The organism is Saccharothrix mutabilis subsp. mutabilis (genome assembly GCF_039521145.1).
Taxonomy (GTDB): Bacteria; Actinomycetota; Actinomycetes; order Mycobacteriales; family Pseudonocardiaceae; genus Actinosynnema; species Actinosynnema mutabilis.
In genome coordinates this window covers 272,592-291,710 of the sequence record NZ_BAAABU010000008.1, presented here as the reverse complement: position 1 = coordinate 291,710, position 19,119 = coordinate 272,592, and the positions used below count along the sequence as shown (strand labels likewise).

General features: G+C 70.6%; 23 protein-coding genes and 1 tRNA gene. 7 read left to right on the top strand and 17 right to left on the bottom strand.

What is annotated here, in order from left to right:
* From ABD126_RS20660 to ABD126_RS20650, 3 genes are read left to right on the top strand one after another with little or no spacing between them, the layout of a single operon-like run.
* The gene (locus ABD126_RS20660; RefSeq protein WP_343935493.1) at positions 1–411 is read left to right on the top strand and encodes a succinate dehydrogenase hydrophobic membrane anchor subunit; all 411 of its coding nucleotides are present in this window, start codon (positions 1–3) and stop codon (positions 409–411) included.
* A 23-nt stretch (positions 412–434) separates the two neighbouring features.
* Entirely contained in the window at positions 435–2,186 is a 1,752-nt protein-coding gene (gene sdhA / locus ABD126_RS20655; protein WP_343935492.1) for a succinate dehydrogenase flavoprotein subunit, read from the top strand.
* Complete coding sequence (locus ABD126_RS20650) at positions 2,186–2,968, top strand: succinate dehydrogenase iron-sulfur subunit (protein ID WP_343935491.1); 783 nt, start codon at positions 2,186–2,188, stop codon at positions 2,966–2,968. Before sdhA ends, ABD126_RS20650 begins: the two co-directional genes overlap by 1 nt.
* 65 nt (positions 2,969–3,033) lie before the next feature.
* On the opposite strand, the gene ABD126_RS20645 is transcribed toward ABD126_RS20650, so the two are convergent.
* Entirely contained in the window at positions 3,034–4,182 is a 1,149-nt protein-coding gene (locus tag ABD126_RS20645) for a D-alanyl-D-alanine carboxypeptidase family protein (RefSeq protein ID WP_343935490.1), read from the bottom strand.
* A 198-nt stretch (positions 4,183–4,380) separates the two neighbouring features.
* Between ABD126_RS20645 and ABD126_RS20640 the strand changes: the two genes are divergently transcribed.
* Complete coding sequence (locus tag ABD126_RS20640) at positions 4,381–4,614, top strand: SCO4848 family membrane protein (protein WP_343935489.1); 234 nt, start codon at positions 4,381–4,383, stop codon at positions 4,612–4,614.
* A gap of 28 nt (positions 4,615–4,642) precedes the next feature.
* Positions 4,643–4,990 carry a hypothetical protein gene (locus ABD126_RS20635; RefSeq protein WP_343935488.1) on the top strand — a complete coding sequence of 116 codons (348 nt, stop codon included), beginning with the start codon at positions 4,643–4,645 and terminating at the stop codon, positions 4,988–4,990.
* Here the strand turns inward: ABD126_RS20635 and yhjD are convergent, their stop codons facing one another.
* The 14 genes from yhjD to ABD126_RS20565 all read right to left on the bottom strand — a co-directional run bounded on the left by yhjD (position 4,991) and on the right by ABD126_RS20565 (position 16,978).
* On the bottom strand, positions 4,991–5,989 hold the full coding sequence (yhjD, locus tag ABD126_RS20630) for an inner membrane protein YhjD (protein ID WP_343935487.1): 999 nt from the start codon (positions 5,987–5,989) through the stop codon (positions 4,991–4,993).
* A gap of 27 nt (positions 5,990–6,016) precedes the next feature.
* On the bottom strand, positions 6,017–7,054 hold the full coding sequence (gene trpS / locus ABD126_RS20625) for a tryptophan--tRNA ligase (RefSeq protein WP_343935486.1): 1,038 nt from the start codon (positions 7,052–7,054) through the stop codon (positions 6,017–6,019).
* A 527-nt stretch (positions 7,055–7,581) separates the two neighbouring features.
* Positions 7,582–7,893 (bottom strand): hypothetical protein, encoded by a 312-nt coding sequence (locus ABD126_RS20620; protein ID WP_343935485.1) that lies wholly within the window; start codon positions 7,891–7,893, stop codon positions 7,582–7,584.
* A gap of 162 nt (positions 7,894–8,055) precedes the next feature.
* On the bottom strand, positions 8,056–10,575 hold the full coding sequence (locus ABD126_RS20615) for a bifunctional FO biosynthesis protein CofGH (protein ID WP_343935484.1): 2,520 nt from the start codon (positions 10,573–10,575) through the stop codon (positions 8,056–8,058).
* An 86-nt stretch (positions 10,576–10,661) separates the two neighbouring features.
* Positions 10,662–12,344: a TIGR03767 family metallophosphoesterase gene (locus ABD126_RS20610; RefSeq protein ID WP_343935483.1), complete on the bottom strand. Its 1,683-nt coding sequence runs from the start codon at positions 12,342–12,344 to the stop codon at positions 10,662–10,664.
* 120 nt (positions 12,345–12,464) lie between these two features.
* Positions 12,465–12,740 (bottom strand): chorismate mutase, encoded by a 276-nt coding sequence (locus ABD126_RS20605; RefSeq protein ID WP_343935482.1) that lies wholly within the window; start codon positions 12,738–12,740, stop codon positions 12,465–12,467.
* 54 nt (positions 12,741–12,794) lie between these two features.
* Positions 12,795–13,142: a HepT-like ribonuclease domain-containing protein gene (locus ABD126_RS20600; RefSeq protein ID WP_343935481.1), complete on the bottom strand. Its 348-nt coding sequence runs from the start codon at positions 13,140–13,142 to the stop codon at positions 12,795–12,797.
* Positions 13,132–13,440, bottom strand: a complete 309-nt coding sequence (locus ABD126_RS20595) for a nucleotidyltransferase family protein (protein ID WP_343935480.1) — start codon at positions 13,438–13,440, stop codon at positions 13,132–13,134. Before ABD126_RS20595 ends, ABD126_RS20600 begins: the two co-directional genes overlap by 11 nt.
* Positions 13,441–13,474: 34 nt before the next feature.
* Positions 13,475–14,278 carry an exodeoxyribonuclease III gene (locus ABD126_RS20590; protein WP_343935479.1) on the bottom strand — a complete coding sequence of 268 codons (804 nt, stop codon included), beginning with the start codon at positions 14,276–14,278 and terminating at the stop codon, positions 13,475–13,477.
* An 11-nt stretch (positions 14,279–14,289) separates the two neighbouring features.
* Entirely contained in the window at positions 14,290–14,511 is a 222-nt protein-coding gene (locus ABD126_RS20585; RefSeq protein ID WP_343935478.1) for a hypothetical protein, read from the bottom strand.
* An 8-nt stretch (positions 14,512–14,519) separates the two neighbouring features.
* Entirely contained in the window at positions 14,520–14,831 is a 312-nt protein-coding gene (locus ABD126_RS20580) for an SH3 domain-containing protein (protein ID WP_343935477.1), read from the bottom strand.
* Positions 14,832–14,956: 125 nt separating this feature from the next.
* On the bottom strand, positions 14,957–15,205 hold the full coding sequence (locus tag ABD126_RS20575) for a hypothetical protein (protein WP_343935476.1): 249 nt from the start codon (positions 15,203–15,205) through the stop codon (positions 14,957–14,959).
* A 35-nt stretch (positions 15,206–15,240) separates the two neighbouring features.
* On the bottom strand, positions 15,241–15,765 hold the full coding sequence (locus ABD126_RS20570; RefSeq protein ID WP_343935505.1) for a VMAP-C domain-containing protein: 525 nt from the start codon (positions 15,763–15,765) through the stop codon (positions 15,241–15,243).
* Positions 15,758–16,978 carry an NADP-dependent isocitrate dehydrogenase gene (locus tag ABD126_RS20565; RefSeq protein WP_343935475.1) on the bottom strand — a complete coding sequence of 407 codons (1,221 nt, stop codon included), beginning with the start codon at positions 16,976–16,978 and terminating at the stop codon, positions 15,758–15,760. Before ABD126_RS20565 ends, ABD126_RS20570 begins: the two co-directional genes overlap by 8 nt.
* Before the next feature lie 138 nt (positions 16,979–17,116).
* Here ABD126_RS20565 and ABD126_RS20560 point away from each other — a divergent pair, with 138 nt between their 5' ends.
* Both ABD126_RS20560 and ABD126_RS20555 read left to right on the top strand, forming a co-directional pair.
* Complete coding sequence (locus ABD126_RS20560) at positions 17,117–17,923, top strand: metal-dependent hydrolase (protein WP_343935474.1); 807 nt, start codon at positions 17,117–17,119, stop codon at positions 17,921–17,923.
* 231 nt (positions 17,924–18,154) lie between these two features.
* A complete protein-coding gene (locus tag ABD126_RS20555) occupies positions 18,155–18,634 on the top strand; it encodes a hypothetical protein (protein WP_343935473.1) in 480 nt (159 codons plus the stop codon).
* Positions 18,635–18,685: 51 nt separating this feature from the next.
* On the opposite strand, the gene ABD126_RS20550 is transcribed toward ABD126_RS20555, so the two are convergent.
* Together ABD126_RS20550 and ABD126_RS20545 are read right to left on the bottom strand one after the other, a co-directional pair.
* On the bottom strand, positions 18,686–18,943 hold the full coding sequence (locus ABD126_RS20550; RefSeq protein WP_343935472.1) for a Prokaryotic metallothionein: 258 nt from the start codon (positions 18,941–18,943) through the stop codon (positions 18,686–18,688).
* 86 nt (positions 18,944–19,029) lie between these two features.
* A tRNA-OTHER gene (locus ABD126_RS20545) sits at positions 19,030–19,103 on the bottom strand.
* Between the last annotated feature and the right edge of the window lie 16 nt (positions 19,104–19,119).

Here is a 19,119-nt window from a genome sequence, read left to right as displayed (position 1 = left end):
ATGAGCGAACTGACCCTGGACAAGCCGCGCTCCCCGCGCCGCCCCGCCGCCCGCCGCAGCAACGGCGAGCTGTACAGCTGGCTGTTCATGCGCATCTCGGGCGTGGCGCTCGTGGTGCTGGTGCTCGGCCACCTGTTCATCATGAACGTCCTCGACGGCGGTGTGCACCGCATCAACTTCGGCTTCGTCGCCGGCCGCTGGGCCTCGCCGTTCTGGCAGTTCTGGGACCTGGCGATGCTGTGGCTGGCGCAGATCCACGGCGGCAACGGGCTGCGCACGGTCATCAACGACTACGCCCGCAAGGACGCGACCCGGTTCTGGCTCAAGGTGCTGCTCTACGTCTCGATGGTGCTGATCATCAGCCTCGGCACGTACGTGATCTTCACCTTCGACCCGAACATCACCGACTGACCCGCCGCGGGGAGTACCACGACATGCAGTTCCACAAGTACGACGTCGTGATCATCGGCGCCGGCGGCGCCGGGATGCGCGCCGCGATCGAGTCCGGTCAGCGCGCCCGCACGGCGGTGCTCACCAAGCTCTACCCCACCCGCTCCCACACGGGCGCCGCGCAGGGCGGCATGTGCGCCGCGCTGGCGAACGTGGAGGAGGACAACTGGGAGTGGCACACCTTCGACACGATCAAGGGCGGCGACTACCTGGTCGACCAGGACGCCGCCGAGATCATGGCGAAGGAGGCCATCGACGCGGTCCTCGACCTGGAGAAGATGGGCCTGCCGTTCAACCGGACGCCCGAGGGCAAGATCGACCAGCGGCGGTTCGGCGGCCACACCCGCAACCACGGCGAGGCGGCCGTGCGCCGGGCCTGCTACGCGGCCGACCGCACCGGCCACATGATCCTCCAGACGCTGTACCAGAACTGCGTCAAGCACGGCATCGAGTTCTTCAACGAGTTCTACGTGCTCGACATCTGCCTGACCGAGACCGAGGACGGCCCGGTCTGCACCGGCGCGGTGGCCTACGAGCTGGCGACCGGCGAGATCCACGTCTTCCACGCCAAGTCGGTCGTGTTCGCCACGGGCGGTTTCGGCAAGGTCTTCAAGACCACCTCCAACGCCCACACGCTGACCGGCGACGGCATGGGCATCGTCTTCCGCAAGGGCCTGCCCCTGGAGGACATGGAGTTCTACCAGTTCCACCCGACCGGTCTCGCGGGCCTGGGCATCCTGCTCACCGAGGGCGCCCGCGGCGAGGGCGCGATCCTGCGCAACGCGTCCGGCGAGCGGTTCATGGAGCGCTACGCCCCGACCATCAAGGACCTCGCGCCGCGCGACATCGTCGCCCGGTCGATGGCCCTGGAGGTCATCGAGGGCCGCGGCGCCGGCCCGAACAAGGACTACGTGCTGCTGGACTGCACGCACCTGGGCGCGGAGGTCCTGGAGACCAAGCTGCCCGACATCACCGAGTTCGCCCGCACGTACCTCGCGGTCGACCCGGTGAAGGAGCCGGTGCCGGTGTACCCGACCGCGCACTACGCGATGGGCGGCATCCCCACCAACGTGCACGGCGAGGTGCTGCGGGACAACGACCACATCGTCCCCGGCCTGTACGCGGCGGGCGAGTGCGCGTGCGTCTCGGTGCACGGCGCGAACCGCCTGGGCACCAACTCCCTGTTGGACATCAACGTGTTCGGCCGGCGCGCGGGCATCGCCGCCGCGGAGTACGCCAACAGCCACGAGCACGTGGACCTGCCGGAGAACCCCGCCAAGGTGGTCGAGGAGCAGGTCGCGCTGGTGCTGTCCGAGCACGGCCACGAGCGGGTCGCGGACATCCGCACCGAACTCCAGGCCACGATGGACAAGAACGCCTCGGTGTACCGCACGGAGGACACGCTCAAGCAGGCGCTGCACGACGTGCAGGCGCTCAAGGAGCGGTACCAGCGGATCACGGTGCAGGACAAGGGCAAGCGGTTCAACACCGACCTGCTGGAGGCCGTCGAGCTGGGCTTCCTGCTGGAGCTGGCCGAGGTCCTGGTGGTCGGCGCGCTGGCGCGCAAGGAGTCCCGCGGCGGCCACGCCCGCGAGGACTACCCGAACCGCGACGACACGAACTTCATGCGCCACAGCATGTACTACAAGCAGGGTGAGGGCCTGACGGCGGACATCCGCCTGGACTACAAGCCCGTGACGTTCACCCGGTACCAGCCGATGGAGCGCAAGTACTGATGACCGCTACCGCTGAAGTGTCCACCGGCTCGCGCGGCTCCCAGCCCCCGGTGCCGGACGGCGCCATCACCGTCACCCTGAAGGTCCGCCGGTTCAACCCGGAGGTGGACGACGAGCCGCGCTGGGACTCCTTCGAGATCCCGGCCCTCCCGTCGGACCGCGTGCTGAACCTGCTGCACTACGTCAAGTGGTACCTGGACGGCACGCTGACCTTCCGCCGCTCCTGCGCCCACGGCATCTGCGGCTCGGACGCCATGCGCATCAACGGCGTGAACCGGCTGGCCTGCAAGGTGCTGCTGAAGGACCTCCTGGCCCCGAAGGGCAAGCAGACCACGATCACCATCGAGCCCATCAAGGGCCTGCCGGTGAACAAGGACCTGCTGGTCGACATGGAGCCGTTCTTCGAGGCGTTCAAGGCGGTCAAGCCGTACCTGATCACTTACGGCAACGAGCCGACCCGTGAGCGCATCCAGTCGGTGGCCGACCGGGAGCGCTTCGACGACACGACCAAGTGCATCCTGTGCGCCTGCTGCACCACGTCGTGCCCGGTCTACTGGACCGAGGGCTCGTACTTCGGCCCGGCCGCGATCGTCAACGCGCACCGCTTCATCTTCGACTCGCGTGACGAAGGCGCCGAGGAGCGCTTGGACATCCTGAACGACATCGACGGCGTGTGGCGCTGCCGGACGACGTTCAACTGCACCGACGCCTGCCCGCGTGGCATCCAGGTCACCAAGGCGATCCAGGAAGTCAAGCGCGCACTGCTCTTCAAGCGCGTCTGAGACAGGCAAGCGAAAAAGGGGCCGGACGCTTCCGCGTCCGGCCCCTTTTTCGCGTCCTCCGCCGATCAGCCCGAGGTCTGCGAGGCCTGCGCCGCCGCACGGGCGGCACGGGCCGCCTTCGCCCGGCGGCTGCGCAGGTACAGCACGAAGGCGAGCACCAGGCCCAGGCCCGCCACGGCCGTGATGGGCAGGCCCACGGTCCCGAAGGCCTTGTCCATCGCCGCGTCCTGCGTCGCACGGGTCTCGGCGACCTGCCCCACCGCCGCGCTGGTCGGCGTCGGCTTGGGCTCGGTGGTCTTCTTCTTGGCCTGCGGCGCGCCGTCCACCAGGCGGCCCACCGAGGCGTCCTTGGGCAGCGCGAAGCCCCAGTCGAGCAGGCGCGCGGCCTGGTCGGTCATGCGCACGGGCGATTGCTGGCCGCGCAGCAGCACGACCACCAGCCGCCGACCGTCGCGCTCGGCCGCGCCCACGTACGTGTGCTGGGCGTCGTCGGTGAAACCGGACTTCCCGCCCAAAGCGCCCTCGTACGAGGTGAGCAGCTTGTTGTCGTTGTAGACCGGCACGGTGCCGACGCCGGTCTTGGCCGGGAAGTCGATCTTCTGCAGGACCACGGCCTTGGCGAAGTCCGGGTACTTCATGGCCGCGCGGAAGATCAGGGCGACGTCGTAGGCCGACGTGCTGGTGCCCGGCGCGTCCAGGCCCGACGGCGTGACCGCGCGGGTGTCCAGGGCCCCCAGCTCGGCCGCCAGCGCGTTCATCTTGCGGATGGCGCTGGGCAGGCCGCCCAGCCGCCTGGCCAGCGCGTGGGCCACGTCGTTGCCCGACGCCATGACCAGCGACTGCAGGAGCTGCTCCACGGTGTACTCGGCGCCGACCCGCAGGCCAACGCACGTGCACTCCTGGTCGACGTCCTCCTGGGTCGCGGCGACCGTGGCGTCCGGGGACAGCTCCTTGGCCACCACCATCGCCAGCAGCACCTTGATGACCGACGCGGGCCGTTGGCGGCCGTGCGGGTCGTAGGCGGCCAGGACGGCGCCGGAGTCCATGTCGGCCACCAGCCACGTCCGGGCGCTGATGTCGTCCGGGAGCTTCTGGGCGTTGGCGGGCAGCACCAGGCCGCACTCGCCCAGCCGCTCGCCGCCCACCGGGTTCTCCGGCACCTCCAGCGGGCGTGGCGGTTGGGTGCCCGGGGGCACCTGTTCGGACGTGTCCACCGCAGGCGGCGGTGACACCCGGTTGTCGCACGGGGCCGGCTGGGCCTGCGCCGGGGACGCACCGAACACTGCGGTGGCCAACAGCGTGCAGGCAGCCAGGGCCGTGGCTACAGGCCGTCGTGTCGCGGGGGAACGCACCCGCCCAGGCTATCCACCCCGGTTGAGTGACGTGCACCCGCCACGTCCGATACTGCATCCGTGAAGCTCTCCCGCGGCATGTCGCTGTTCCTGGTGGCCTTCGGGGTGTGGTCCTGGGTGATCTGGCCGACCTTCCTGCGCAACATCTGGAAGGACCCCCGTTCGTGGGACGCCGGCCCGACCGCGTTCTTCACCGTGCACCTGGTGCTCGTCGTCGCGTCGCTCACGTTCGGCACGATCATCGGGGTGCTCGGCGTGCGCGGCCTGCGGGCCGCCCGCGCGTCCCGCAAGTAATCCACCACACACCCCTGGAGGCTCCGCCGTGGAGTTCGTGCGCCTGTTGCTGGTGTTCCTGCACCTGCTGGGCATGGCAATGCTCGTCGCGATGTTCTTCGTCCAGAACCGGGCGGGCGGGGACGCGCCGCTGAACAAGGGCTGGCTGCACGGTGTCGGTCTCCAGCTGGTCACCGGCGTGGCGCTGTACGCGCTCGCCCCGCTGACCGACGCGGACTACAACCACATGAAGCTCGGCATCAAGCTGGTGGTCCTGGTCGTGATCGGCGGCCTGGCCGCGGCGAACCTGAACAAGCCGAAGGCGCCGTCGTGGCTGCCGCAGACGCTGGTCGGCCTGGTCGTGGTGAACGTCGCACTCGCGGTCTTCTGGACCTGATCAGCGCCTGCGGAACAGCAGTCCGGCCACCAGCCCCGCGCCGACCAGTCCGGCGGCGGCGCGGGCGCTGGGGGTCTTCGCGACCTCCACCACGGGCCGGATGACCGCCGGGGGCGGCGGCTGGGGCGGGTCCTTGAGCAGGTTCTCCCGGGCGGTCGCCGTCCAGGCCGTGATGAACAGCAGGAACTGGGCCACCAGGTTCGCGAACACCAGGACACCGATGATCGGGCCGAACGCGACCCCGGCGGGCGAGGACGTGACGGTGGTCAGGTAGATCGTCCCGACCTGCTTGAGCACCTCGAACCCGATGGCCGCGGCGGCGGCGCCCTTGAGCGCGCTGCGCCAGCCGACCGGCTTGCGCGGCAGCTTGGCCAGCACCCACAGGAAGACCAGCCAGTTCGCGGCCAGCGCGAGCACGATCGTGCCGATCTTGAGCAGCGCCTCGGCCCACCACACGCCGTCCAGGCCGACGAACTCCAGCACCAGCTCGGCGAACCCGCTGCCCACGGCGGTCAGGCCGAACGACACGACCAGCGCGACGCCGAGGCTGACCAGCGCCAGCAGGTCCTTCAGGGCGGTCTTGAGGAACGGCAGGTCTTCCTTGGCGTGGCCCCACTGGGCGGTGAGGGCGTCGCGCAGGTTGCTCATCCAGCCCAGGCCGGAGTAGGCGGCGCCGAGCAGGCCGAACACGCCGACCGTGCCCTTGGACTCGACGGCCTGCTTGACGACGTCGTTGATGGTGTCGCCCAGCGCGCCGGGGACGTTCTCGGCGATGCTCCGCTTCAGCTCGTCCAGCAGCTCGGGCTGCGAGGACAGCACGAAACCGGCGATCGCGAAGCCGATCATGAGCATCGGCACGAGCGACAGCACGCTGAAGTACGTCACCGCGGCGGCGTAGTGCGCGCCGTACTGCTTGGAATAGCGTTCGCCGGCGCGGACCAGGTGGTCGAGCCACGGGCGCTCGCGGCGCAGCCTGTCGAGCTTGGACTCTTCCGCCACGGTCTCAGACGCTAGGGGTTCGCGTGATCACGCGCCACTCGGCAGGAACCCCACCTTGTCGTAGGCGCGGGCGAGGGTCTTGCCGGCCACCTCGCGGGCCCGTTCGGCGCCCTTGGCGAGGACCTTGTCCAGCTCGGCCGGGTCGGCGAGGTAGGTGGCGACCTTCTCCTGCACCGGCGTGACGAACTCGGTGAACACCTCGCCGAGGTCCTTCTTCAGGTCCCCGTAGCCCTTGCCGTCGTAGTCGGCGACCAGGTCCTCGACCGTCCGGCCGGAGAGGGCGGAGTAGATGACCAGGAGGTTGCTGACGCCGGGCTTGTGCTCGGGGTCGTAGGTGATCTCCCGGCCGGTGTCGGTGACGGCCGACCGGATCTTCTTGGCGGACCGCTTGACGTCCTCCAGCAGCTCGACCACGCCGGTGGGCACGGACTTGCTCATCTTGGCCGTCGGGTCCTGGAGGTCGTAGATCTTGGCGGTGTCCTTGACGATGTACGCCTCGGGCAGCCGGAACGTCTTGCCGTAGCGCGTGTTGAACCGCTGCGCGAGGTCGCGGGTGAGTTCGAGGTGCTGCCGCTGGTCCTCGCCGACGGGGACGTGGTGGGCGTTGTATAGCAGGATGTCCGCGGCCTGGAGGATCGGGTATGTGAACAGGCCGACGCCGACCTGGGCCTCCTGGCGGGCGGACTTGTCCTTGAACTGCGTCATCCGACTGGCCTCGCCGAACCCGGTGAGGCACTGGAGGACCCAGCCGAGCTGGGCGTGCTCGGGGACGTGGCTCTGGACGAACAGCGTGGCGCTGTCGGGGTCGATGCCGAGGGCGAGCAGCTGGGCGGCGGAGGTGCGCGTGTTCTGCCGGAGCACCTTGGGGTCCTGCTCGACGGTGATCGCGTGCAGGTCGACGACGCAGTAGAACGCGTCGTGCGTCTCCTGCAGGGCGACCCACTGCCGGATCGCGCCGAGGTAGTTGCCGAGGTGGAACGACCCGGCCGTCGGCTGGATGCCGGACAGGACGCGGGGGCGGCTCACCGGAGTGGCCTGGCTCTCAGCGGTGTTCGCAGCAGACACGCGCGGAATTCTCCCAGGCACCCCCCACACCCCGGAACCCGGCCGGCCCACCCACCCCCGCTCCGCTGGAAAGCACCCCGCCACCGCTCCGCTGGAAAGCCCCCCGCCACCGCCGCCACGCCGCACCACCGCCGCACGCCCCGGCACGCCCGCGACCACCACGCGCCCGCACCGCCGCCCGTACTGCCGCTTCACACCGCGCGCGGGGGGCGGCTTGGGCGGCGGCAGCGCGAGGCGAGCGCCGGCCCCGAGCGGCGCGGGCGGACAGGCGGCGCGGCGGACAGGCGGCAGCGGTGGGCGCGCAGCGACGGTTCGTGGTCAGTGCGGCGGCTTCGGCGGCCCCTGAGTGGCGGCGGCCCCTGGGCGGCAGCTTCGGCGGTTCGGAATGCGCGGGCGTGGCCTCCGGCCCCCGAGTCGATCATCTCACGGGGGACCGACAAAACGGACCACGCGAAGCCAGCAGCGTGCGGAAGCCGGCGGCGTGCGGAAGCCGGCAGCGTGCGGAAGCCGGCAGCAGGCCGGCGGGGTCAGCTCTTCGCGGCGTCCAGGGCCGGGGTGGGGAGGGCGGTCGTCGGCAGGGTCACCGCGGGTTCGGTCGGCTGCACCGGCTCGACGCGCGCGTTCGGGCCGGACTCGACGCGCTGCACCGCGCGCCGGCGGCGGATCAGGCCCGTCACCAGGCCGACCACGCCGAACGCCACCGCCGCGATACCGACGGGCGCGTTCAACGACACCGGGGCCGCCGCGACCACGGTCGTGCCCGCCGTCGCCACACCCGTGGTGACCAGCGTCGACACCGTGCCCACGACCACACCCAGTGCTGCACTGCGACCGCGCACTGCCGAGCCTCCTCGCAACGCGTCACCCACCACGTACGGGTGAACCTTGTTGACGGACGGCCGCGAACCTACCGAAGCTGTGGGGCTCCGCGTGTCGAATTCGGGTGAAACGCGACCGGACGGCAGACTAGCCAGCCGCGATCACCCGGTCGCCCTTGGGGGTTACCTCACAGCGTCCACTCGGCCATATGTCGTAGTCCGCTGCCTGGCCGGGCGTCCTGCCAACGCCGCAGTCGCGTGCAGCTGTTCGACGGTACGGGACGACCCGTGTTCGGACCCCGCCATGCGGCTGATGGTCTCCTCCATCAGCGTCCCGCCCAGGTCGTTGGCACCGCCGCGCAGCACCTCCGCCGTGCCCTCGTCGCCGAGCTTCACCCACGACACCTGCACGTTGTCGATCCGCCCGTGCAGCGCCAGCCGCGCGAACGCGTGCACCGCCCGGTTGTCCCGCCGGGTGGGCCCGGGGCGCGCGACGCCCGCCAGGTAGATCGGCGCGTTGCGGTGCACGAACGGCAACCCGACGAACTCCGTCAGGCCACCGGTGCGGTCCTGCAACGCGGCCAGGGTCCGGAAGTGGCCCAGCCAGTGGCCCGGGTGGTCGACGTGGCCGTACATCATCGTGGACGACGACCGGATGCCCACCTCGTGCGCGGTCGCGACGACCTCCAGCCACGTCGCCGCGGGCAGCTTGCCCTTGGTCAGCACCCACCGCACGTCGTCGTCGAGGATCTCGGCGGCGGTGCCCGGGATGGTGTCCAGGCCGGCGGCGGCCAGCTCGGTCAGCCACTCCTTCACGCTCACGCCCGCCTTCGCGGCGGCGGAGACGATCTCCATCGGGCTGAACGCGTGGACGTGCATCCCGGGCACCCGCGCCTTGATGGCCCGCACGACGTCCGCGTAGTACGTGACCGGCAGCTTCGGGTCGATGCCGCCCTGCATGCACACCTCGGTGGCGCCCGCGTCCCACGCCTCCCGCGCCCGGTCGGCGACCTCGTCCACGCTGAGCCGGAACGCGTCGGCGTCCCGCTCGCGCTGGGCGAACGCGCAGAACCGGCACCCGACGTAGCAGACGTTGGAGAAGTTGATGTTCCGGTTCACCACGTAGGTGACGTCGTCGCCCACGACGTCGCGGCGCAGGTCGTCGGCCAGCCGCGCCATGGTCTCCAGCGCCTCGCCGTCGGCGGTCAGCAGCGCCATCGCCGCCGCCGTGTCCTCCAGCAGCCGCGCCGGGTCGTCGGCCGCGAGCCGCAACGCCCGCGCGGTGTCCTCGGGGAGCCGTTCCACGGCCTTCGGGACGCTCAGCGACGACCAGTCGCCGTAGACGGAGTCGAAGTCGCCGCGCCGGTCGCCGGTGCGGCCCTCGGTGTCGATCGCCGTGTTCAGGTCCGCGCGGCCGTAGGTGTCGAGGCCGCCGTCGGGCTCCTGCCACTCCCGGCCCACGACCGGCGCGTCCGGGTCGGCCAGGCCGTCGGCCAGCGCCAGCGCCTGGACGTGCCCGGTCAGGCGGGTGTCGATCCACTGGCCGGCGGTCGCCCGCACGTACCGCGGGTAGACCGCCAGGCGCTCGCGCAGCGCGTAACCGGCGGCCTTCGTCTCCGCGTCGAGCACGTCCACGTGCGGCCACGGCCGTTCCGGGTTGACGTGGTCGGGCGTCACCGGGGACACGCCGCCCCAGTCGTCGATGCCCGCCCGCAGCATCAGGCCGAACTCGTCGCCCACCAGGTTCGGCGGGGCCTGGACGCTGGTCGAGGACGGCATGACCAGCCGCGCCACCGCGATCGTCGCGGCCAGTTCGCGCAGGTCGGCGTCGGGCATGCCGCGCATGGCCGTGTCCGGCTTGGCGCGGAAGTTCTGGATGATCACTTCCTGGATGTGCCCGTACTGCTTGGCCAGCGCGCGCATGGCCAGCAGCGACTCGGCGCGCTCGGTGATCGTCTCGCCGATGCCGATCAGGATGCCGGTGGTGAACGGGACGTTCACCCGTCCCGCGTCGGTGAGCACCCGCAGGCGGACGGCGGGTTCCTTGTCCGGCGACCCGTGGTGCGGGCCGCCCTTCTCCGACCACAGCCGCTCGGCCGTGGTCTCCAGCATCATGCCCATGCTGGCCGCGACCGGCCGCAGCCGCTGCAACTCCTCCCAGCTCAGCACGCCGGGGTTGAGGTGCGGCAGCAGGCCGGTCTCCTCCAGCACCGCGATCGCCGACGCGCGCACGTAGTCCAGCGTCGAGGAGTAGCCGCGCGCCTCCAGCCACTCGCGCGCCTGCGGCCAGCGCTCCTCGGGCCGGTCACCCAGCGTGAACAGGGCTTCCTTGCACCCCTGCGCGGCGGCGGCGCGGGCGATCTCCAGCACCTCGTCGCGCTCCAGGAACGCGGCGGGCAGCTTGTGCGGGACGGTCGCGAACGTGCAGTAGTGGCAGCGGTCGCGGCACAGCCGGGTCAGCGGGATGAACGCGTTGCGGCTGTAGGTCACCACCCCGGGCCGGCCCTCGGCGAGCAGGTGCGCGTCCCGCACTCGGCCCGCCGCGTCCAGCAGGGCGTCCAGGTCGTCACCACGCGCGTGCAGCAGCACGGACGCCTCGGTCACGTCCAGGACAGCGCCGTCGGCGGCCCGGCGCAGGGCGCGCCGCATGGCCGCCGCGCTCGGCTTGGGCTCGGGCGGGGTGATCGAGATGTCCACGGTCACGTCAACGACAGTAGGCCGCTCGTATTCCTCCTCTGACTTGGAGTGATGTGCGGCACGGTGCCGACCCTTCCGGGGGCGGGGCGGAGTCAGCGCACGGGTGAGCGGCCCGCTACCAGCAGTTCCGTGTTGCGGTCGGTCAGGGCCCCGACCGCGCCGGCGTTGGCGTGCGGGTCGTTCAAGGCGAATTCGCGGGCCAGGGACGCCAGGCCGGCCGCGCTCGTGTCGTCGTAGTCGGTCGCGTAGGGGGCGTCCGGTTCCACGAGCGTGGTGAACAGGGACAGGGTGCCGTCGCCGTTGTCGGCCAGTTCGATGATCCGGGCGTGCTGCGGGTGGTCGACGTGGGCGGCGGTGTTGATCTCCCAGAACGCCCGGTCGCCGGCGCCGTGCGGGACGATGCGGTTCTCGTGGGTGTGGCCGTTGACCCAGGCGACGACGTTCGGGAAGCGCTTGAGCAGGGACACCAGCGCGTCACCGGCCAGGCGCGGGTCGAGGGGGCGGCGGCGGTCGGGCAGGACGTTGCCCATGGTCCAGCTGGTGTGGTGGCTGAAGAGGATGAACAGCTCGTCGGTCACCGACTGGCGGTGTTGGACGCCGAACACGTCGTAGTAGCGGGAACTGTTGCGGCGCAACGTCTTTTCCAACCACAGGTACTGGTGCAGGCCGATCGAGCCGTCCGCGAAGCCCGCCATCGTGGTGGTGTCCAGGCTGATGCCGGTGACGCCCGGCGCGATGCGGAACGTGTAGAAGACGTCGATGCCGTCGGCGTTGTCGTCGGTGAAACCGTGGCCGACGGGTCCGGGGCCGGTGTTGCGCGGGTCGAGGTGCGCGCGGACGAATTCCGCTGTGCTGAACGGTTTCCGGCGCGCGTCCGGGGTGACCGTGCGGACCAGGCCGGCGTTGGAGGCCAGGACGGTCGCGGCGTCGGCGGCGTGGGCGGGGTCGGTCATGGCGCGGGCGATGCGGGCGCTCTCGGCCTGCGCGAAGCCCATGACCTTGCGGTCGCCGGTGTAGAGGGCGTCGAGGAACGGGATGCCGTCCGGGAGCGAGCCGACGACGCTGTCGTCGTGGTTGCCGAACGTGCAGTACCACGGGATGCGCAGGCCGGGGCTGTCGAACGGGCGGATGGCGGCGTCGAGGAGGTGCGGCAGGCGCGGGAAGCCCTTGTCCTGGTAGTCGTCGCCCGGTCCGGCCGGGTTCCAGTAGGCCTTGACGCCCGAGTTCTGCACGCCTTCGTAGCGCGCGGGGTCGCCGGTGTTGGCGGTGATCCGGCCGCCGTTGAGGACGGTGAGGAACCAGTCCAGCTCGACCTGTTCGTGGTTGTCGGTGTTGTCGCCCGTGGTCATCATGAAGTCGATCGGGCGGCCGGTGAACGGGCCGGTCCGGATGGTGTTGACCTTGCGGACCAGGGCGGCGCTGGTGTGCTGGGCGAGGGTCTCGTGCGCCCGGAACGCGCCCGCGCCGAGCAGCGGGTGGGTGTACTCGAAGCGGGCGGGGCTCTGGGTGTCCACCATGTGCATGTCGGTGAACTGGACGAAGCACGCGAGCGGCGTGCGGCGGTCCCGGCGGGCGGGGTCGGGCGGGGCGAGGTCCGGGCGGACCACCAGCGGCCAGCCGGGCCCGGCGGCGAGCCTGCGGTAACCGGTGCCGGTGGCGGTGGCCGCGACGTCCAGCGTCGTGCCGGTCGTGGCGGCCCAGGAGGGGGCGCCGCTCCACAGCAGCGTCGCGCCCGCGAACCCGGTGGCCTGGAGGAAACGCCGTCGGTTGATCATTCGCCCGCCCTTCACCCGTCGAGGAGTGAAAGAGTTTCATGATTTGCGGGGCGCGGTCACGAACTCCGGGTGAAGTGGGGCCGAACGAGCGAAGACGATCGTCGGGTGGACCGGTGCAGCTCAGCGCCGGTGCTCGGCCAACTCCAGTTCGATGAACGCCCCGATCATGGCCCGCCACACGGCCTCGGCCACCTCGGGCGACAATCCGGCGTCCGCCGCCTTCGCCCGCACCTTGGCGATCACCTGCGCGACCCGGTCGGGCGCCCGCACGGCGTCCTCGTCCTTCTTGAACGCGGCAGCCGCCTTGACCAGCCCTTGGCGCTCCGCGAGCAACCGCACCAACTGCGCGTCGATCCCGTCGATCCCGGCCCGCACCTCGTCCAGCGACTCAGGCATAGGTCACCGTCACCGGCGCGTGGTCCGACCACCGCTCGCCGTACGTCGAACGGCTCATCGGTCACGCTCGGCGAGCAATTCACGGAGCGTTCGTTCCAAACCGGGCCGCTTCTCGGTCAGGACCTGCCACACGAGAGCATCATCCACGGTGGCGTAGCCGTGGATCAAGATGTTGCGAAATGCCACGATGCGCCGCAACTCCGGAACCGCCGCCGCGAGGTCGGCATCGACCTTCGAGAGGTTGTTCAGCGCTTCCCCGATGATCTCGAACTGGCGCTCGACCGCGGAGCGCAGCATCGCGTCCGCCTGGTAGTGCGTGAAAGTCCTGCCCTGGGTGAACTCGGACAGCAGTTCGGCGGCGTGCAACGCGTCCCACAGGTACGCGCGGGGATCACGCCGCATAAAGCGTTTCCCTGGTCTCCATGACCTGCTCTCGGAAGTACGGGTTGCGGATGCTGGAGCTGTTCACGAGGTCGACCGGGCGTCCGAAGACCTGTTCCAGCCCTTCCTTCAGGGAGAAGTAGCTGCCGAAGTGGTCGAACCCCGGTCGGGTGTCGAACTCCACGAGGATGTCCACGTCGCTCGACTCGGGATCGAACGACTCACCGACCGCCGACCCGAAGACGTCGAGACGGCGGACACCCAGCCGCCGGCACAGGTCTTCCACCTCGCGCAGGTTGGCCGCGATGATCGGGTGCACCCTCGTCACCTCCCGGCCACGATTGTGCCCGATCTCAGGTCCTCGGCCAGTCAAAAGTGACCGTCACCGGCGCGTGGTCCGACCACCGCTCGCCGTACGTCGCCGCCCGCTCGACGACCGCACTGGTCGCCCGGGCCGCCAGGCCCTCCGTCGCCACCTGGTAGTCGATGCGCCAGCCGGAGTCGTTGTCGAAGGCCTTGCCCCGGTAGGACCACCACGAGTACGGGCCCGCCACGTCCGGGTGCAGGGAGCGCACCACGTCCACGTAACCGGACGAGAAGACGTCGCTCAGCCACGCCCGTTCCGACGGCAGGAAGCCCGACGACTTCTGGTTGGTCTTCCACGCCTTCAGGTCGGCCTCGCGGTGGGCGATGTTCCAGTCGCCGCACACCACGACCTCGCGCCCGTCGGCCGCCGCCTTCTCGCGCAGCTCCACCAGGTACGGCAGGAACGCGGCCATGAACCGCTCCTTCTCGTCCTGCCGGGGCGTGCCGACGTCGCCGCTGGGCAGGTACAGGCTGCCGACGACGACGTCCGCCAGCTCGACCTCGACGTACCGGCCCGAGAGCTCGAACTCCGCCGCGCCGAACCCGACCCGCACCGCCTGCGGCTCCTCACGCGTCAGGACGGCCACGCCGTTGCGGCCCTTGAGCTCCGAATGGGCGTGGGCGGTGTGCCAGCCCTCCGGGGCGCGCACCTCGTCGGTCAGCTGGCCGGGTTCGGCCCGGACCTCCTGGATGCACACGACGTCCGCCGTGGTCGCGGCGAGCCACTCCAGGTAGCCCTTCTTGGCGGCGGCGCGCAGGCCGTTGACGTTCACGGTGGAGACGGTCAGCACGGTGCAGGAGCCTAATCGCGGCCGGCGACGGCCCACCCGTGCGGGTACACCGCGCCGCACCGGGCGCACGTCGCGACCAGTCCCAGGAACAGCACCATGGGGCTGCTGCCCCCGGGCGAGGGGACGCCGCGCACCTCGTGGCCGTCGAGTTCCGCGCGCAGCTCGGGCCACTCGGGCTCGCAGGCGCACATCGTGACCTCGTTGCGCCGGGACGTCCGCCATCGGAAGAACATGGGCCCATCTAAGCGCAATCGCTGTCCGAGGTCGGCGTCACGAACTGGTCGTTGACCCACCGGCCGTCGGAGAGCAGGCGGAACCCGTTCTGCACGGTGCGTTCCGCCTTCACCACGGCGTCGCGCTGGACGGTCGCCACGATGGGCTGGGTGTCCGCCGGTCCGGAGCGGACGTTGAGGATGTCCGCCGTGACGGTCACCCTGCACTCCCCGGTCAACTGCTCGGGGCCGAGCTGCTTGCCGCCGTTGGCCACGTACATCAACCCGGCCGCACCCAGGACCCCGATCACGATCATGCCGCGCAACGGAATGCCCAACATCGCCCACGCCTCCCCGCACACTGCTCCTGAAGTGCAGATATAGCGCGACGGAGGCCGTTGCTGAACGTCTGCGAACCGAATCCACCCGGCAGGGGAACCGAACGAGTGACCCGGTCACGCCCCGGTCACCCCAACTCGGGCGGCGGGTCGCCGTTGCCCTCGCCGTGGAGTATCCGCAGCACCTCGCACGCGTGGTCGCGCTCGGCCTTGGTCTTCGCGCGCAGGGCCTCGCGCGTGGCGCGACGCCGGTCGAGCGCACGCGTCACCGCGGGCACGGCCTGCACCAGCACCTTGAGCTGCCACAGGCAGACCAACACCACCAACGTGGTGAACGCCTTGGACTGGACCAGAGCGACGAGCAGTTCCGGCGACATCGAGGGCTCCCGACCGACAGGGCGGGAGCGCACGGCTACCCGCGGACGACCATGGCTGGGGTCGTTCGCGGGACGTCGGGGCCACGCGTCACGTGACGGGAGGAGACGAGCGCCCGGCCCGGTGGCCGGGAGGTGCGCACCCGGAACTCGATCCGGACTGCGGAGCGGGTGGGGCGGCCGGCCCGCCACGCGTCGACCCGGCGGCGCAGCTCGGCGAGGCGCTGGAGCAGCCGGCCGAGCGCTTCACGGTCCTTGCGGGTGGCCACGCCGGTGCCGAACAGGTGTGCCAGGGCGCGGGCGGGCCGGCGGTCCCAGGCCGCGACCGGAACACCCGCGGCCAGCGCGGCCACCAGGGCGGTCTTGCCCGTCGCGGCCGTGCCCCACATGCCCAGCACGACGCTGTCCTCGATCACCCGGCCGGCGACTTGCGCGGCGAAGCGGCGCAGCCACCGGCTGCCCGCCCGTTCGCGCACGCTCATGGTGTCGAGGCTAGCCCCGGAACGCGCGAGGGGGACCGCCCGGAAGCGGTCCCCCTCGTTCGGCCGATCGGACTCAGCCAGCCATGCGCTTCTGCAGGTTCTCGTCCAGCGTGCCGAGGAAGTCCTCGGTGGTCAGCCACTCCTGGTCCGGGCCCACCAGCAGGGCCAGGTCCTTGGTCATCTTGCCGCTCTCGACGGTCTCGATGATGACCTTCTCCAGGGTCTCGGCGAAGCCGGTGACCTCGGGGGTGCCGTCCAGCTTGCCGCGGTGCTTCAGGCCACCGGTCCACGCGTAGATCGACGCGATCGGGTTGGTGGAGGTCGGCTTGCCGGCCTGGTGCTGGCGGTAGTGGCGGGTGACCGTGCCGTGCGCCGCCTCGGCCTCGACGGTCTTGCCGTCCGGCGTCATCAGCACCGAGGTCATCAGGCCCAGCGAGCCGAAGCCCTGCGCCACGGTGTCGGACTGCACGTCACCGTCGTAGTTCTTGCACGCCCAGACGTAGCCGCCCTCCCACTTGAGCGCGGCGGCGACCATGTCGTCGATCAGCCGGTGCTCGTAGGTCAGGCCGGCGGCCTCGAACTGCGTCTTGAACTCGGTGTCGAACACGTGCTGGAAGATGTCCTTGAAGGCGCCGTCGTACGCCTTGAGGATCGTGTTCTTCGTCGACATGTACACCGGGTAGTTGCGCTGCAACCCGTAGGCGAACGAGGCGCGCGCGAAGTCCTCGATGGACTTGTTGAAGTTGTACATGCCCAGCGCGACGCCGCCGTCGGGGCCGTAGTTGGCCACGACGTGCTGGATCGGCTCGGAGCCGTCCTCCGGCGTGAACGTGATGGTCAGCTGGCCCGCGCCCGGCACCTTGAAGTTGGTGGCCTTGTACTGGTCGCCGTGGGCGTGGCGGCCGATGATGATCGGCTTGGTCCAGCCCGGCACCAGCCGCGGGATGTTGCTGATGATGATCGGCTCGCGGAAGACGACGCCGCCGAGGATGTTGCGGATCGTGCCGTTGGGCGAGACCCACATCTTCTTCAGGCCGAACTCCTCGACCCGCGCCTCGTCCGGCGTGATCGTGGCGCACTTGACGCCGACGCCGTGCTTCTTGATGGCGTGCGCCGCGTCGATCGTGACCTGGTCCTCGGTGTCGTCCCGGTGCTGGATGCCCAGGTCGTAGTACTCGAGGTTGACGTCCAGGTACGGGTGGATCAGCTTGTCCTTGATGAACTGCCAGATGATCCGGGTCATCTCGTCGCCGTCGAGTTCGACGACGGTTCCCTGAACCTTGATCTTGCCCATACTCAGGGCGCTCCTCTCGCGACAGTGCAAGCAAGACAAGCGTACTGCTATGTCCGGCTGCTTGTGTCCCACCACGGCTTAAATGGGAACGGGGTCACAATGCCTTAGCCTCCTGGACACGATCTTGGAGGGGGCACCATGTCGACCGGACCCACGCACGCCATGAGCGGCTTACTGGCTTGGGCGGCGGTGACCGCGCTCGCCGACAACCATCCCATCGGTCAGCTCAGCCCGCAGAGCTGGGCCGTCGGCGCCGTGCTGGCCACCGGTGCGGCGCTGCTGCCGGACCTCGACCACCCGTCCTCGACCATATCGCGCACGTTCGGGCCGGTCAGCGCGGGCGCGTCGGCGGCGATCAACACCGTCAGCTCGTGGGTCTACCGGGCCACGCGCACCCGCAAGGACTCCAATCGCGACGGCGGGCACCGGGGCCTCACGCACACGCTGGTGTTCGCGCTGGCCGCCGCCGTGGGCACGACCGCCGTGGTCCAGCAGTCCCAGAAGTGGGCGCTGCCGGCGTTGATGTTCGTGTTCGCGGGTCTGGCCGTGCGCGGGATCATGAACGACTGGTGCCCGCAGAAGGACGCGCTGCTCATCACGGTCGTGTCCGGCGTGATCACGGTCGTCTGCGTGGCGTGGACGGCCCAGACGCCGGCCAGCGCGGCGGCGTGCGGCGTGGCGGTCGGCATCGGGTGCGTCGCCCACTACCTGGGCGACGCGATCACCGAGCAGGGCTGCCCGATCCTGTGGCCGATCCCGCTGGCCGGCAAGACGTGGTTCCCGGTCGCGCCGCCGAAGATCATGCGCATGCAGACCGGCGGGACGGTCGAGATGGCCATCGTCGGGCCGTTGATCACGCTGCTGTCGGTGTGGCTGTCGGCGGCGGCGTTGCAGTCCGCCGGCGCCCTGCCGTTCCTGGGAGGGTTCGACCTGCTGCCGCTCTAGATTTCGGGTCCCGGCCACCCGCCGGCTACCCGAGCATCACCCGATCGGACTAGTCTGCACCGCGTGCACAGGGTCCAGCCGAGCACCGCCGCGCCGGCGCACGGCCCTGTCGCGTTCCCGGAACCGCAGGTCGGGGCCTCGCGCTGGGCCCGGGACTTCCGGAACGGGCAGGACCCGTTCTACCTTCGGCTCCGCACAACGGGCAGCGACACCGATTCTCGTGGACGTGCGATGACGACTTGGCTCGGCCTGGACGCGGGTCACGACGACCCGGCCACAGCGGACGCGACGGCGGTGTCGCTGTACGAGTCCCTGCTGTTCCACGCGCAGGTGGTGTGCGTGCACGCGGTGGAGGACCACCACGCGATGTCGTTCCGGCTGACCGACGTGCCGTCGGAGAACACCGTGTCCACGCTGATCGAGCGCGGTTACGGCGTGGCCGTGCACAACGGCGACCTCCAGCGCCTGGCCGGTCCGCAGCCCCTGGCGCGTGGCGCGCTGCGGGCGGCGTTGGCCCACCGGGACCGGCGCGAGGGCCGTGCGCTGCGGTTTCCCGGCCAGCGGTCGTTGCGCGGGCGGTACGGGGTGTCGGACATCCTGGCGTTCAGCGCGATCGAGGAGGTCCTGCCGCACGGGATCAAGAGCGTCGACGCGCGGGGTGACCTCCAGCCTGCCTTCGTCAACGGCCGGCTGGTGCTTAACCTCCATTGACCCGCGGCAGGCACCTGGCTTGCAGCCGCCACCCGGCCCCTGGCGACCAGGTCAGCCTGGGTGTGCGCCCACGGTGTCGCGGATCTGGTCGCCCAGGCTCTCGGAGCTGCGCGCGCAGTGGGCGCAGCAGAAGAACCGGCCCTCCACCTCCACGCCGTGCCCCAGGATCCGGCAGTCGCAGTGCTCGCAGCGCGGCGCGAGGCGCTGGATGGCGCACTCGAAGCTGTCGAACGTGTGCACGCCGCCGCCGACGGTGCGCACCTCGAACGCCATCCAGTAGTCGTTGCCGCAGACGTCGCAAGTCGCCATGGCCGCAGCCTGCTCCGCCCCCGCGCACCCGGCAACTCGAACGCCCCGCACGGGTGTTGCCCTTGCCGGGCAAGACTTCCACCGAGCGGACCAGGCCGGATTCGAACCGGCGTCCTCCCGCACCGAGGTGAGGGCGCGTCAACCACTGCGCTACAGGTCCCAGCGAGCCCCCCAAC

Bases quoted from the DNA above. Each gene is read 5' to 3' on its own strand.
- ABD126_RS20605 (WP_343935482.1), bottom strand. From the start codon at position 12,740: ATGCCTGAGTCGCTGGACGAGGTGCGGGCCGGGATCGACGGGATCGAC.
- ABD126_RS20580 (WP_343935477.1), bottom strand. From the start codon at position 14,831: ATGTTGGGCATTCCGTTGCGCGGCATGATCGTGATCGGGGTCCTGGGT.
- ABD126_RS20600 (WP_343935481.1), bottom strand. From the start codon at position 13,142: ATGCGGCGTGATCCCCGCGCGTACCTGTGGGACGCGTTGCACGCCGCC.
- ABD126_RS20585 (WP_343935478.1), bottom strand. From the start codon at position 14,511: ATGTTCTTCCGATGGCGGACGTCCCGGCGCAACGAGGTCACGATGTGC.
- ABD126_RS20555 (WP_343935473.1), top strand. From the start codon at position 18,155: ATGACGACTTGGCTCGGCCTGGACGCGGGTCACGACGACCCGGCCACA.
- ABD126_RS20560 (WP_343935474.1), top strand. From the start codon at position 17,117: ATGTCGACCGGACCCACGCACGCCATGAGCGGCTTACTGGCTTGGGCG.
- ABD126_RS20575 (WP_343935476.1), bottom strand. From the start codon at position 15,205: ATGTCGCCGGAACTGCTCGTCGCTCTGGTCCAGTCCAAGGCGTTCACC.
- ABD126_RS20650 (WP_343935491.1), top strand. From the start codon at position 2,186: ATGACCGCTACCGCTGAAGTGTCCACCGGCTCGCGCGGCTCCCAGCCC.
- ABD126_RS20550 (WP_343935472.1), bottom strand. From the start codon at position 18,943: ATGGCGACTTGCGACGTCTGCGGCAACGACTACTGGATGGCGTTCGAG.
- ABD126_RS20660 (WP_343935493.1), top strand. From the start codon at position 1: ATGAGCGAACTGACCCTGGACAAGCCGCGCTCCCCGCGCCGCCCCGCC.
- ABD126_RS20565 (WP_343935475.1), bottom strand. From the start codon at position 16,978: ATGGGCAAGATCAAGGTTCAGGGAACCGTCGTCGAACTCGACGGCGAC.
- sdhA (WP_343935492.1), top strand. From the start codon at position 435: ATGCAGTTCCACAAGTACGACGTCGTGATCATCGGCGCCGGCGGCGCC.
- ABD126_RS20610 (WP_343935483.1), bottom strand. From the start codon at position 12,344: ATGATCAACCGACGGCGTTTCCTCCAGGCCACCGGGTTCGCGGGCGCG.